This is a genomic window from Solwaraspora sp. WMMD792 (assembly GCF_029626105.1).
GTDB lineage: Bacteria > Actinomycetota > Actinomycetes > Mycobacteriales > Micromonosporaceae > Micromonospora_E.
Genome location: NZ_JARUBH010000009.1, coordinates 6,746,191 through 6,760,126, shown reverse-complemented (window position 1 = coordinate 6,760,126; position 13,936 = coordinate 6,746,191). Strand labels below are relative to the sequence as shown.

The 13,936-nt window shown below is 73.7% G+C and carries 14 protein-coding genes; 1 reads left to right on the top strand and 13 read right to left on the bottom strand.

The features are described from left to right. The first annotated feature begins 106 nt into the window (after positions 1–106). Positions 107–1,969, top strand: coding sequence for a hypothetical protein (locus O7629_RS31475; protein WP_278173888.1), 1,863 nt, complete (start codon positions 107–109; stop codon positions 1,967–1,969). Here O7629_RS31475 and O7629_RS31470 read toward each other — a convergent pair. From O7629_RS31470 to eno, 13 genes are all read right to left on the bottom strand, one after another. Continuing rightward, positions 1,962–3,311 carry an NAD(P)/FAD-dependent oxidoreductase gene (locus O7629_RS31470; protein WP_278173887.1) on the bottom strand — a complete coding sequence of 450 codons (1,350 nt, stop codon included), beginning with the start codon at positions 3,309–3,311 and terminating at the stop codon, positions 1,962–1,964. The genes O7629_RS31475 and O7629_RS31470 overlap by 8 nt on opposite strands. A gap of 113 nt (positions 3,312–3,424) precedes the next feature. Beyond that, on the bottom strand, positions 3,425–3,988 hold the full coding sequence (locus O7629_RS31465; RefSeq protein WP_278173886.1) for a hypothetical protein: 564 nt from the start codon (positions 3,986–3,988) through the stop codon (positions 3,425–3,427). Further along, positions 3,985–5,454, bottom strand: coding sequence for a DUF58 domain-containing protein (locus O7629_RS31460; protein WP_278173885.1), 1,470 nt, complete (start codon positions 5,452–5,454; stop codon positions 3,985–3,987). Before O7629_RS31460 ends, O7629_RS31465 begins: the two co-directional genes overlap by 4 nt. Before the next feature lie 16 nt (positions 5,455–5,470). After that, a complete protein-coding gene (locus O7629_RS31455) occupies positions 5,471–6,508 on the bottom strand; it encodes a MoxR family ATPase (protein ID WP_278173884.1) in 1,038 nt (345 codons plus the stop codon). Continuing rightward, positions 6,505–7,089 (bottom strand): hypothetical protein, encoded by a 585-nt coding sequence (locus O7629_RS31450; RefSeq protein ID WP_278173883.1) that lies wholly within the window; start codon positions 7,087–7,089, stop codon positions 6,505–6,507. Before O7629_RS31450 ends, O7629_RS31455 begins: the two co-directional genes overlap by 4 nt. Beyond that, a complete protein-coding gene (locus O7629_RS31445; RefSeq protein WP_278173882.1) occupies positions 7,082–7,831 on the bottom strand; it encodes a DUF4129 domain-containing protein in 750 nt (249 codons plus the stop codon). Before O7629_RS31445 ends, O7629_RS31450 begins: the two co-directional genes overlap by 8 nt. Before the next feature lie 47 nt (positions 7,832–7,878). Then, positions 7,879–8,613: a uracil-DNA glycosylase gene (locus tag O7629_RS31440; protein ID WP_278174774.1), complete on the bottom strand. Its 735-nt coding sequence runs from the start codon at positions 8,611–8,613 to the stop codon at positions 7,879–7,881. A gap of 91 nt (positions 8,614–8,704) precedes the next feature. Further along, positions 8,705–9,412: a dienelactone hydrolase family protein gene (locus tag O7629_RS31435; RefSeq protein ID WP_278173881.1), complete on the bottom strand. Its 708-nt coding sequence runs from the start codon at positions 9,410–9,412 to the stop codon at positions 8,705–8,707. A gap of 141 nt (positions 9,413–9,553) precedes the next feature. Further along, positions 9,554–10,558 (bottom strand): Ppx/GppA phosphatase family protein, encoded by a 1,005-nt coding sequence (locus tag O7629_RS31430; protein ID WP_278174772.1) that lies wholly within the window; start codon positions 10,556–10,558, stop codon positions 9,554–9,556. Positions 10,559–10,666: 108 nt separating this feature from the next. Next, the gene (locus O7629_RS31425) at positions 10,667–11,194 is read right to left on the bottom strand and encodes an amino-acid N-acetyltransferase (RefSeq protein WP_278173880.1); all 528 of its coding nucleotides are present in this window, start codon (positions 11,192–11,194) and stop codon (positions 10,667–10,669) included. A 9-nt stretch (positions 11,195–11,203) separates the two neighbouring features. After that, positions 11,204–11,725, bottom strand: a complete 522-nt coding sequence (locus O7629_RS31420) for a DUF501 domain-containing protein (protein ID WP_278174770.1) — start codon at positions 11,723–11,725, stop codon at positions 11,204–11,206. Positions 11,726–11,754: 29 nt separating this feature from the next. Next, positions 11,755–12,456: a septum formation initiator family protein gene (locus tag O7629_RS31415; RefSeq protein WP_278174769.1), complete on the bottom strand. Its 702-nt coding sequence runs from the start codon at positions 12,454–12,456 to the stop codon at positions 11,755–11,757. A 138-nt stretch (positions 12,457–12,594) separates the two neighbouring features. Then, entirely contained in the window at positions 12,595–13,878 is a 1,284-nt protein-coding gene (gene eno / locus O7629_RS31410) for a phosphopyruvate hydratase (RefSeq protein WP_278173878.1), read from the bottom strand. Positions 13,879–13,936: the final 58 nt, after the last annotated feature.

Sequence of the window (13,936 nt, the reverse complement as noted above, 5' to 3'; positions counted from 1 at the left end):
CGATCGCCGACACGCCACGCGTTGGTACGCGACGGCAGATGTCACGGTAGCGGGTCGCGCCCAGCCGGACGCAGCCCGGCCGGCCCACGGCACTAGGGTGCGAACCGTGAGCCGCTCAGCAACCGCAGCGCAGGACACCGGCCCCGTTCCGCCCCGGCCCGGCGGACCCTCGACGGCTGGCTCCCGGTGGTCCCGGATCGCCGCGGCGGCTCGCGGACACCGGGTGGACGCCGTGGTGTGCCTGTTCTTCGTCCTGTTCGCCGGCGTGCTGACCCACCGGCTCTGGCCCGCACCCGGTGCCCACCTGCTGGCCTTCAACCCGGAGGACCAGACCCTGTACGAGTGGTTCCTGGCCAGCGACGCGCGGCTGCTGTTCGGCGACTTCGGCCTGCTCAGTGACCGGTTGAACGCCCCCGACGGGGTGAATCTGATGGCCAACACGACGGTCATCGCGCTCGGCTTCCTGATGGCCCCGGTCACCGTGCTCTTCGGCGCCCCGGTGAGCTTCGCGCTGCTGGTCGCCGGCAACCTGGCCGCCAGCGCGATCGCGTTCTACTTCCTGTTCTCCCGGCCCCTCGGCGCGCACCGGCTGGCCGCCGCGACCGGCGGCGCGTTCTGCGGGTTCGCCCCCGGGATGGTCTCGCAGAGCAACAGCCACCTGCACATGACCGCGCTGTGGCTGATCCCGGTCATGATGTGGCTGCTCATCCGGATCATGCGGGCCGCCGACCCGACCGGCTCGACACCCGACGGGCGGATCCTCGGGCCGGCCGGCCGGCCCGACCGCCGCCGGATCGTCACCTCCGGCGGCTGGCTCGGGGTGGTCGTCGCGGTCCAGGTGTTCGTCGGCGAGGAGGTACTCTTCCTCACCGCGGTCACGCTGATCATCATGGCGGCGGCGTTCGCCGCGACCAGACCCCGGTACGCGTGGCGGATCCTGCCGAACTTCGTCGCCGGGATGCTGGTCGCCGTGGCCGTCGGCGTGGTGCTGCTCGGGTATCCGCTGTGGTTCCAGTTCGCCGGGCCGCAGAGCGTCTCCGACGGCGTGTTCGACCCGGCGTACTTCTCGGCCGATCTGGCCAGCTGGCCGGCGGTGTCCGAGCTGTCGGTGGCCGGTTCGGCGGCCGCCGCCGAGCTGACCACCGGACCGGCCGAGTACAACACCTTCCTCGGCTGGCCGCTGGTGCTGGTCACGGCCGCCGCCACCGCCTGGTTGATCCGGCGGCCGGTGGTCGTCGCCTGCGCCGCCGGGACGCTGCTGATGGCGGGTCTCTCACTCGGCCCACGGATCGTCGTCGACGGCGCCAAGTCCGACGTCCCGGGGCCGTACGCCCTGCTCGACGGGATGCCGGTGGTGGACGGCGCGCTGCCGATGCGGTTCGCCCTCGCGGTGATCCCGCTGATCGCCGTCATCCTGACCCTCGCCGTCGACCGGGCGTTGCGGCTCGGCTGGCGACCGGCCCGGCTGGCCGTCCCAGCCGCAGTCGCAGTGGCGCTGATCCCGGTCGTGCCGGCCCCGCTGCCGGCGATGGACCGCGACCAGTTGCCGGAGTTCATCGCCGGCGGTCACTGGCGGAGCTGCGTACCGTCCGGCGGCGTGCTGGTGCCGGTGCCGCCGGCCACCCCGCCGCAGCCGTGGCCGATGGCCTGGGCCACCGCGACCACGGTCGACTTCGGCATGCCGGAAGGGTTCTTCATCGGCCCGTACGCCCCGGGGGGCGACGCCTCGATGGGCACGTTCAAGCTGCCGACGTCGAAGATCCTCGCCGAGGTGGCCCGGACCGGCGAGGTGCCGGAGATCACCGACGAGGAACGCGCCCGGGCCCGTCGTGACCTGACCCGTTGGGGTGCCGACTGCGTGGTGCTGGTGGACGACACCCCGCACGCTGCCGAGCTGCGGCAGACCACCGAGGACCTGCTCGGGCCGGGCCAGCGGGTGGCCGACGCCTGGACCTGGCCGGTCAGCTGACCCGGGCCGGCGCGGCACCTGGCTGGTCGAGCTGCGGGGTCGCCCCGAGGAACTCCTCGCGCGGGTCGTGCAGCTGCCCGAGCGCCACCACCTCACGCTTGAGCACCAGCGCGAGCGTCCAGTCGACGATCACCCGCACCTTGCGGTTCAGCGACGGGATCCGGCTCATGTGGTACGTACGGTGCATGAACCAGGCCGGCAGCCCGGTCATCTTGATCCCGTACACCTGGGCGACGCCCTTGTGCAGGCCGAGGCTGGCCACACTGCCGGCGTGCTTGTGGCGGTACTCGACCGGCTGCTGCCCACGGACCACCGCCAGGATGTTGTCGGCCATCGTCCGGGCCTGGCGCACCGCGTGCTGGGCGCTCGGCGAGCAGTACGCCCCGGGCGGGCCGGTCAGGTCCGGCACCGCGGCGCAGTCACCGGCGCTCCACGCGCCGTCGACCGTCCGGTCGCCGTCGACGACCTGCAGCGTCGGCCGGCAGCTGATCCGCCGCCGCTCGTCGCGGGGCAGATCGGTGGCGTCGAGCATCGGCGACGGCTTCACCCCGGCGGTCCAGACGATCGTGTCGGCCGGGAAGCTGTCGCCGTCGGAGAGCCGCACCAGCCCGTCGACGCAGGACTCCAGCCGGGTGTCCAACCGGATGTCCATCCCCCGCTTGACCAGCTGCTGCACCGTGTAGGCGCCCATGTCCCGGTCGACCTCGGGCAGCACCCGCTGGGTCGCCTCGACAAGCACCCAGCGCATGTCCGTCGGCTTCAGCTCGGGGTAGTAGCGCAGCGCGTCCCGGGCCATGTCCTCCATCTCGGCCAGCGCCTCGATACCGGCGTAGCCGCCGCCGACGAAGACGAACGTCAACGCGGTCCGGCGGACCTGTTCGTCGGCGGTGGCCGCCGCCACATCAAGCCGTTCCAGGACGTGGTTGCGCAGGTAGATCGCCTCGCCGATGGTCTTGAACCCGATGCCGTGCTCGCGCAGACCGGGGATCGGCAGGGTGCGGGACACCGAACCGGGGGCGACGATCACATGGTCGTAGCTGATCTCCCGGGGCGGCCCGACGATAGGTTGCACCTCCGCGACCTTGCGGGCGTGCTCGATCCTGGTCACCGCCCCGGCGATCACGTGGCAGCGGCGCAGCTCCCGGCGCAGCGGCACGACGGAGTGCCGGGGTGAGATGTTGCCCGCCGACGCCTCCGGCAGGAACGGCTGGTAGGTCATGTGCGGCTGCGGGTCGACCACGATCACCTCGACCTCGCCCCGACGCATCTTGCGGGACAGGCGCAGGGCGGCGTAGAGACCGACATGCCCGGCACCGACGACAAGGATCCGTTGCCTGTTCACGCACCCCATCTTCCTCCCGGTTGCCTCTTGACGCCGCCTCGAAAGCCAGATATGTGACCGAGCACGCCCGTGTGAGCCGCCGCACGCCGGCCGACCACGCCGACGCCGGACGGTCAGCGGCGCCGGCCCAGGGCGGCGAGCAGGGCGACCGCGCCGACCGCCACCGCCAAGCCGGCCAGCACCGCGAGCAGGAAAGGCTGACCGGCGGTCCGGCCGGCGGCGGTGATCAGCAGCACCACCAGCACCGCCGAGGCGAGCAGCACCGCCGCCACCCGGGTCGACCAGCGCACCACGACCTCGGGGGCCAGCACCACGTCGTACGGCACGGCGGCGGCCAGCGCGGCGAGACTGTGGGTCAGGTACAGCAGCGCGCCGACCGCCAACAGCCGCCACAGCTGCACCGGGGTCCCGTACCAGGTGGTGGCGAGCACCCAGCCGCCGATCCCGACCAGGATCGTCACCGTCGGCGCGTGCCCGCGCGGCGCCAACGCCGGCAGCAGCGCGACGGCGAGCAGCGCTGGGCCGGCCCGGCCGAGGAAGACTTCGGCCGGGTACGCGAGCCCGAACGCGAGCAGCGCGGTGACCGCCACCACGCCCCGCAGCAGCACCGGCGCGAGGGTGACCCGGGTGAATCCGGTGCGCACCGCCGCCACCCGGTCCCGGATCGCGGTGATCATCGCAGCACCGCCTTCGGCGCCGACGCCAGCCGGGCCACGTCCCGCAGCACCTGGTCGAGGCTTCCAGCCCCGGCCCAGTTCACCACCGGTACGCCGTGTTCACGCAACTGTCCGACGGTGTTCTCCCGGTCCAGCCGCCACAGCCGGTACGCCACCTCGGTCCACTGGCCCTGCCGGGGCGGCGGCGCCACCGTGGTGGGCAGCGTGTCGACGGCGACGACGATCCGCCCCGACCGGGCCATCCGGGCCAGCATCTCCGCCGAACGCGGGTCCACCAGTGGGGTCAGCACCACGACCAGCGCGTCCGAGGAGAGCAGCTGCGGGCCGAAGACCTGGTCGTACGGTTCGTACGGGGTGGGCCGCACCTCGACGTCGAGCAGCCACTCCAGGACCGTCAGGTACTGCCGACGGCCGGTGGCCGGACGGAGCCGGCGGGCCGTCGGGCCGTACTCCAGCATCGACACCCGGTCACCGCGGTGCAGGTAGTGTTCCGCGATCGCGGCCGCCGCCCGGACCGTGGTGTCCAGCACCGACGCACCGCCGGACACCCCACCGGAGCGGCCGACCTCGGTGAGGACGTCGAGCAGCAGCACCACCTCGGCGTCGCGGTCGGACAGGGTCGCGGCGACGTGCAGCTGTCGGGCCCGCAGCGACACCCGCCAGTCGATGCGGCGCAGCCGGTCGCCGGGGCCGAAGATGCGCACCCCGGCCAGTTCACCGCCCTCCCCCGGCCGGCGGGAGCGGTGCCCGCCGACCAGCCCGGCGGCGCGGGGCATCGCCTCGTCGGCGTTGAACGGGTCGATCACCGGGTAGACCGGCACCCGGACCGGTTCGGCGACCACCGGCCGGCAGGACAGCAGCCCGTCGCAGGCGATCGCCCGCGCGGCGACCGGCCCGACCGGCTGCCGGCCCCAGCGCAGCGCCACCCCGGACAGTTCGAAACCGGCCGCCGAGCCGGTCGGCACCGCCAGGCCGAACGGGCGGTCCGGCACTCCACCACTGGGCCGGGGACGGGCCGCCGCCGCCAACCGTTCGAGTACCAGCAGTTGGCCACCACCGGCAGGCGGGTCGGCGGACGGGTCGCCCGGTTCCGCGTCCCGTCCACTACCGGAACGACCGCCGTCGATCGAGATCGGCGCCAGCACCCCGACCTCGTCGATGCGCAGCCACGGCGACACCAACGCGCGTACCACCACCAGGTCGTAGTCGGCGTCGGCCGGGTTGGCGGCGGCGGCCCGGGCACCGACCTGGCCGCCCTCGACGAGGTTGGCGTCGACCGCCCCGAGGTCCAGCACCGGTGCGGCGGCCGGCCGGCGGCGCAGCGCGTACGCGGTGCCCAGCGCGAACGGGGTGGCCAGGGCGACCAGATCGACCCGACCGAGGATCACCCCGGTGATCAGCAGCAGGCCGGTGATCAGCACCGCCCGGCCCAGCGCCCGGGTCGGCTGCCATTGCGTGGCGGTCATGACACGCCGCCGCCGGTCACGGTGCCGCGCGGCGGCCGGCCGCCGCGTTGCCCGGTGGGCCGAACCCGCCGCCGTAGCTGGGCAGCGCGCCGCTGGCCGGGGCCGGGGTCTGCGCCAGCACCTCGCCGACCACGAAGGACGGATCCACCCGGCGCAGCCACATCTCCGGCCGCAGGGTGATCCGGTGTGCCAGTACGGGGGCGGCGACCTCCTTGACGTCCTCCGGCACGACGAAGTCCCGGCCGGCGAGCACCGCCTTGGCCCGGGCCAGCAGCAGCAGCGCGAGCGAACCCCGGGGCGACGCTCCGACCAGGACCGACGGGTGTTCCCGGGTGGCCGCGGTGAGGGCCACGATGTACCGGCCGATGGAGTCCTCGACCACCACGTTCTCCAGCGCCGCCTGCATGGCCCGCAGCCCGGCGGCGTCGACCACGGCGGCCAGTTCGGTCTCCTCCTGGCGGCGGGAGATGCGCCGACGCAGCACCTCCCACTCCTCCTCGTGGCTGGGGTAGCCGAACGACACCCGCAGCAGGAACCGGTCGAGTTGCGCCTCGGGCAGCGGGTAGGTTCCCTCGTACTCGATCGGGTTGGCGGTGGCCAGCACGTGGAACGGCGCCTCAAGCCGGTAGGTGACCCCCTCGACCGACACCTGCTTCTCCTGCATCGCCTCCAGCAGCGCCGACTGGGTCTTCGGCGGTGTCCGGTTGATCTCGTCGGCGAGCAGCAGATTGGTGAACAGTGGACCGGCCCGGAAAGTGAAGTCGGCGCTGCGCTGGTCGTAGAGGAACGAACCGGTGACGTCGGCCGGCAGCAGGTCGGGGGTGAACTGCAGCCGACGGAAGTCCAGCCCCAACGCCTGGGCGAACGACCGGGCGGTCAGCGTCTTACCCAGCCCGGGCAGGTCCTCCAGCAGCACGTGCCCGCCGGCGAGGATGCCGGCGAGGACCAGCTCCAGCGCGTCCCGCTTGCCGACCAGCACGGTGCCGACCGAGTCCAGTACGGCGTGCGCGAGCCGGCTGACCTCGGTGGTCGGGGCTGCCACCACGTCGTTCATATCATCTCCAATTGGCTGACGAACACCGCGCAGTCCTTGGCCGACGGCTTACGCCGGGCCGGGGTGTTCAGGAAGTTCCACAGTTCGTCCCCGCAGATCTCCCGGGCCCGTTGTGGGTCGGTGGCCCGGGTCAGCCCGTACCGGTGCCGTAGCCGCTCGTCGACCAGCTCGCCGAGCGCCGGCAGGGTCACCTCGGCGAACCGGCCCGCGTCGCCCTGACCGGCCCGCAGCCGGCGCTCCCACCGGCCGACCGCCTCCCGCAGGCCGTCCTCGCTGCCGAAGACGTAGCTGCCGTCCTCCGGGTCGGAGCCGACCCGGCGCAGCTTGACCGGGGGCGGCGCGGCGACCGACCGTACGGTGCGGCGCAGCACCACCAGCGCGAGGCAGCCGGCGAAGACCGCCTCGACCGGCACCGTCAGGCCGAACAGCCGCAGCCCGAGCAGGACGGCAGCGGTGCCGGCGGCGGCCAGCGCCAGCGCCGTCAGCCAGGACCGGACCCGGCCGGGTGCGCGACGCTCCCGGGGCGGCGCCTCCTCGTCGTGGTAGAGCAGGTCGTCGATGCTGGTCTGCGGGTCACTCACCGGCCGGCCCGCCTTCGCCTTCGCCGGGGCCGACTGCGGCGGTCAGCTCGGTACGCAGCCGGCGCAGCGCCCACCGCGCCTGCTCCCGGGTCCGTTCGTCGACGTCGTGCCGGGCGTAGCGGGCCTCGCGGTAGACGCCCGCGAACGCCGACAGCACCTCGGCGCTGATCTCGTGCCCGGCGAGCAGCCGGGTGACCAGGTCGGTCGGGGTGTCGCCGATCTGGCGGGGGGTGCCGGCCGCGGCGGCGGCCTGCTCCAGCCGTACCCAGCAGGCGATCACCGCCCGGCGCGGGTCGGCGTCGGCGGCGGAGAGCTCGACCAGGCCGGCGTCGACGGCGGCGACCACTTCGGCGGTGCTGGCCGGGCCGGGCCCTGCGGTGCTCCGGCGACGGATACCGACCGGGGTCGACCGGGGTCGGCGCCGCACCACGTCACGCAGCAGGGTCCACAGCAGCAAGCCGGCGACGACCAGCACGGTGAGGCCGCACAGCGCCCCGGCGAGCAGCGGAACCCAGGACGGAAGCTGCTGCTGGTCGGCGGCGGCGAAGTCGTCCGGCGGCGGCTGGTACGTCGGTGCCGTCTGCGGCTGCTGGTAGTCCGGCAGCGCGGGAATGTCCCGTTCGACGGTGGCGTCGGTGCGACCGACCGGCAGGGTGGAGTTCGCCGCCGCGACCGCGGTCAGCGCGAGCAGTACGGCGACGGCGGCGAGTGGCCACAGCCTGCGGATAGCCGCGGAATCCATTGCCGGCGGGTGCCCCCTCGAGTCCTCCAGTGGTCGTCTCGGCCCGATCAAATCCGCCCCGCCAGGCGATTCACCTCGGTGAACACCTCGTCGAGCATGGCGGGAGTGAGCCGTCCGGTGAACGTGTTCTGCTGGCTGACGTGGTAGCAGCCCAGCACGTCGGGCACCGCCCCGCCGCCCGACCAGTGTGCCCCATGGCCGAACACCGGCCGGGGTGTGGGCGGTCGTCGCCCGTACACCCGGGTCATCGCCGGCCACCACGCGGCCCAGGCGAACGCGCCGAGCGCGACCACCACCCGCAGCGTCGGTCTCAGCAGGGCGATCTCCCGGTGCAGCCAGGGCGCACAGGTGTCCCGTTCGGCCGGGGTGGGCCGGTTCGCCGGCGGGGCGCAGCGGACAGCGGCCACCACCCGGGTGTCCGACAGCCGCAGACCGTCATCGACGGCGACGCTGGTCGGCTGGTTGGCCAGCCCGGCGCGGTGCAGGGCGGCGAACAGCACGTCGCCGGAGCGGTCGCCGGTGAAGACCCGACCGGTGCGGTTGCCGCCGTGCGCCGCCGGCGCCAGCCCGAGGATCGCGATCCGGGCGTCCGGCGGCCCGAAGCCGGGGACCGGACGGCCCCAGTAGGTCTGGTCACGAAACGCCGCCCGCTTCGTCGCGGCGACCTCTTCCCGCCAGGCCACCAGGTTGGGGCAGGCCCGGCAGCCGGCTATCGCGTGGTCCAGTGCCGGCAGGTCCGGTACCCGCGCCGCCGTGCTGGTCACGTCGGCCGCGCTGGTCATGTCGGCTGCGGTACCGGTCACCACGGCTCCTTCCGACGTCGGTCGGCCAGCGGACGACGCACCGCGAGACCGAGACCGGCCGGCCGTGGCGTCAGCCGAGTCGGGTCCGGAACATCTCCAAGGTCCGCGCCCAGGCACGCGTCGACGCGTCGTCGTCGTACGACTCCGGCCGGTCGTCATTGAAGAACGCGTGCCGGGTGCCAGGGTAGTCGTAGACCACGCAACCCCCGCCGGCCGCCTCGATGTAGCCCTTGGCCTGCTGGATCCCGTCGGCGGCGGAGGTGCCGTCCTGCTCCGAGCAGTGGATCATCGCCGACTTGCCGGCGTAGCCCGCCCAGTCGGGACGCATCCGCTCCCACGGCAGCGCCGGGTAGAACCCGGCGGTGGCGACGATCCGCCCGGTCAGCGTGGCCGACCAGAGCGCCAGGCTGCCGCCGGCGCAGAAGCCGACCGTACCGACGGTGTCGCCCGCCGACTCGGCCCGACCGGCGAGGTACTCGGCGGCGCCGGCGATGTCCTTGGCCGCCTGGTCCATCGCCAGGCCCATCAGCAGCCGGCGGGCGTCGTCCGGCTCGGTCGCCTGTACGCCGTGGTAGAGGTCGGGAGCGAGGGCCACGAACCCCGCCTCGGCAAGCCGGTCGGCGACCGCGGTGATGTGCGGCACCAGCCCCCACCATTCCTGGATCACGATGACCGCAGGTGCGGCGCCCGCCGCGCCGCCCTCCCCGGGTGCCGGTGGCAGGGCCAGGTATCCCTCGCTGGTCCCGCCGTTGCTGCGGTAGCTCACCATCTCGCCCATGGGGGTCCTCCTGTCGGTCAGTCATCGTTGGCTGGCGCGCAGTGGGGCACGTGTCCGGGTAGCCTGACACGCGCCGTGGGGCCGGGGAAGGCGCGCGGAGGGTGGCGTACGCCTCTTGGTGAGCTGCGGTACGTCTGCCGGTCACCGCAAGCTCAGGCAGATCCCGTCCAGGATGTCGTGCTCACTGGCCACCACCGACGACACGTCGGCGCGTTCCATGACGATCCGCAGCACCAGGGCGCCGGCGGCGATCACGTCGGCCCGGCCCGGGTGCATCACCGGGATCCGCAGCCGCTGCCCGACCGGCATGGCCAGCAGGTCGGCGGTCACCTCGGCCACCTGGTCGTAGCTGATCCGGGCGTGGTGCAGCCGGTCCGCCCGGTAGCTGTCCAGCCGCAGCGCGATCCCGGCCACCGTGGTCACCGACCCGGCGAGCCCGACCAGCGTCGGCGGCGGGCCGGACCGGTCCGGCCCCGTCACCACCGACAGCGCCCGGTCGACCGCCGCCGCGATGTCGCGTTCGGCGGCGGCGATCTGGGCGGCGGTCGGCGGATCGGCACGCAGGTGCCGCTCGGTCATCCGTACGCAGCCGACGTCCACCGACACCGCCCGGTGCACCGTGTCGGTGCCGACGACGAACTCGCTCGACCCGCCGCCGATGTCCACCACCAGGTACGGTGCCGGCGCGGTGGCGGCCAGCCCACCGACCGCCCCGGCGAAGGTGAGCCGGGCCTCCTCGTCGCCGGTCACCACCTCCGGGGTCACTCCGAGGGTGGCCTGCACCATCGCCACGAACTCGTCGGCGTTGTCGGCGTCGCGGCTGGCCGAGGTGGCGCACATCCGCACCCGCTCGACGCCGTGCGCGGCCAGCTCGGCGGCGTACCCGGTGAGGGCCTGCCGGGTCCGTTCGATGGCCGCCGAGGCGAGCCGGCGGGTCCGGTCGACGCCTTCCCCGAGCCGGACGATCTCCATCCGACGGACCACGTCGGTCAGCGGCGCGGCGACCGACCCGACCGGCGAGCCGGCCTCCGTGACCGGGCCGGCCCCCGTGACCGGGCCGGTCCCGGATTCTGCCGGCTGCCACGGGTCCGGCAGGTCCGCGATCAGCAACCGAACCGCGTTGGTGCCACAGTCGATGCCCGCCACCCGCGTCGCCACACCGGACACCGTACCGGGTGCGCAGCCGCTGCCGGGCCGGCGGCCGACGCCGTCGGGCGCGGGTGCGTCGCACGTCAGCGCAGGTGCAGCAGCACGTCAGCGCAGGTGCAGCAGCATCCGGGTGTTGCCGAGCGTGTTCGGCTTGACCCGCTCCAACCCGAGGAACTCGGCGACGCCCTCGTCGTACGAACGCAGCAGCTGCTCGTAGACCTGGGCCGGCACCGGGGCCCCGTCGATCTCGACGAAGCCGAAGCTGGCGAAGAACCTGGTCTCGAAGGTGAGCACGAACACCCGGGCCACGCCCAGCTGACGGGCGACGGCGAGCAGCTCCGTCACGATCCGGTGCCCGATCCGCCGGCCCCGGCACTGCGGGTCGACCGCGACGGTACGGATCTCCGCCAGGTCCTCCCACATCACGTGCAGCGCGCCGCAGCCGACGATCGCCCCGTCCGCCGACCGCTCGGCGACCCAGAACTCCTGGACGTCCTCGAACAGCGTGACCGTGGCCTTGCTGAGCAGCCGACGGTCGGGGCTGTACAGGTCGATCAGCCGGCGGATGCCCCGTACGTCGCGGGTCCGGGCCCGCCGGACGACCAGGCCGGCGTCGGATCCGGGATCCGTCACGCCGGTCACCTAGTCCGACTCCGGCGGCGGTACGCAGGGGCCGCCGGCCCACCAGGGGCCGATCAGCTCCCGCACCCGGTCGCCGATCGGGTTGACGCCGGGGCCGACGGCGAGCGCGTGACCCAGGTGGACGTGCAGGCACTTGACCCGGCCCGGCATGCCGCCGGCCGACACTCCGGCGATCTCCGGGACGTGGCCGATCGCCTCCCGCCGGGCGAGGTAGTCCTCGTGCGCCGCCCGGTAGTCGGCGGCGAACTCGGGATCCTCGGCCAGCTCGGCGGCGTACTCACGCATCAGTCCGGCCGATTCGAGCCGACTGCAGGCCGATGTCGCCCGGGGGCAGGTGAGATAGAACAGGGTCGGGAACGGCGTGCCGTCGGCGAGCCGGGGCACCGTCTCGACCACGTCGGGCAGTTGACACGGACAGCGGTGGGCGACCGCCCGGGTGCCGCGCGGCGGCCGGCCGAGCTGCGCGGCGACCGCCGCAAAATCGCGTTCGTCGGCTGCTTCGCGGGTGGCCAGGTCGGGCACGGTGCCGTCGCCGCCATTGGCTGCTTCACTCACCGGGGGATGCCCTCCGCGTCGGCGGCCTGCACGCTCGACCAGAGCGTGTCGTACCACGGGCCGGCCGGGCCGTCGCGCTCACCGGCCGGCTCGAGCGGCTCGCCCGAGTCGCGGGCGGCACCGTCCGGATCGTGCAGTACCAGCAGCGGGACCTCACCCGGGTAGACCATGTAGAACCGCCGCTTCGCCTCGATCCGGATGAAGTCCGGGTCCTGCCAGCGCTCGGCCTGCGCGTTGAGCTCGGCGATCCGTTCGCGCTGGGCCTGCTGGGCCTGCTCGATGCGGGCGATGTCGGACTGCTGGGCCAGGTAGACCCGCACCGGATAGGTGTACGCCAGCGCCAGGGCGACCAGCACCACCAGCAGCACGGTCGCCCGGCCGGTGAACCGGTTGGGCTGCGGCGCGGTGGTCCGCTTGACCGGGCCGCCGGGCACCCGGCGGCCGGCAGCCGGCCGGCTGGCCGGGCGACCCGGGTCGCCCGAGCGGCCCGCAGCGGAGCGGGGCGCGCCGGAGCGGGGCGCAGCGACCCGGTCGGCACCCGCCGGCCGGGACGCTCTGCCGCGCTGGTCGGCCCGGGAGCCGCCGTCGGAAGCGGTATCGCGGCCGGCGAGCCGCAGTGGCCCGCGCGAGCCGGACCGGCCGGGCTGTCCCGGCCGGCGGGCCGGGCCCTGACCACTCGGTGTGCGCCGTTGCGGCACCGTCGTCACACCCCTCCCCGGGCGGTTGGCTGTACGGGACCGGTCGGGTGCGCCGACGGCTGGTCGAACCGTCGGCGCGCCGGGACCGGTCGGACCGGACCCGGTCACCAGGACCGGGCCGGTCGAACCGGCGGGACGCTAGGCGGAACGGTACCTCGGGAACGCGCCGGCCCCGGCGTAGCGCGCCGCGTCGGCCAGCTCCTCCTCGATCCGCAGCAGCTGGTTGTACTTGGCCACCCGCTCGGAGCGGGCGGGTGCGCCGGTCTTGATCTGACCACAGCCGGTGGCTACCGCCAGGTCGGCGATCGTGGTGTCCTCGGTCTCACCGGACCGGTGGCTCATCATGCAGCGGAATCCGCTGCGGTGGGCCAGCTCGACCGCGTCGAACGTCTCGGTCAGCGAGCCGATCTGGTTGACCTTGACCAGAACGGCGTTCGCCGCCTGCTCGGCGATGCCCCGGGCGATCCGCTCCGGGTTGGTGACGAACAGGTCGTCGCCGACGATCTGGATCCGGTCGCCGAGCGCGGCGGTCATCGCCGACCAGCCGGCCCAGTCGTCCTCGCCCAGCGGGTCCTCGATGGACACGATCGGGTACTCGCCGACCAGCTTGGTGTAGTAGGCGACCATCTCGTCGGAGGTCTTGCCGGCACCTTCGAAGACGTACGCGCCGTCGCGGTAGAACTCGGTGGCGGCGACGTCGAGCGCCAGCACGATGTCGGTGCCGAGCTGGTAGCCGGCGGCGCCGACCGCCTCGGCGATCAGGTCCAGCGCGGCGGCGTTGGTGGGCAGGTCCGGGGCGAAGCCACCCTCGTCACCGAGGCCGGTGGCCAGGCCCTTCTTCTTCAGCACCGACTTGAGCTTGTGATAGACCTCGGCACCGCAGCGCAACGCCTCCCGGAAGGTCGGCGCGCCGATCGGGGCGATCATGAACTCCTGCACGTCGACGTTGGAGTCGGCGTGTGCGCCGCCGTTGAGGATGTTCATCATCGGCACCGGCAGCAGGTGGGCGTTCGGCCCGCCGAGGTACCGGAAGAGGCTCAGCTCGGCGCTGTTCGCGGCGGCCTTCGCGACCGCCAGGGAAACGCCGAGAATGGCGTTCGCGCCCAGCCCGGACTTGTCCGCGGTGCCGTCCAGATCCAGCATCTTCTGGTCGATCAGCCGCTGCTCACTCGCCTCGAAACCGACCAGCTGGTCGACGATGCGCTCCTCGATGTTGGCCACCGCCTGCTCGACGCCCTTGCCGGAGTAGCGGTCCGCGTCGCCGTCACGCAGCTCGATCGCCTCGAAGGCCCCGGTGGACGCGCCGGACGGCACCGCAGCGCGGGCGATGGTGCCGTCGTCAAGCCCGATTTCGACCTCGACGGTCGGATTGCCGCGCGAATCGAGAATCTCCCTGGCGACGATTCCCTCGATGGTAGCCACTGTGTCGCTCCTCGTGATCAAGTCCCGCAAGGCCGCGACGGTGCGGCCGACCGTTCCG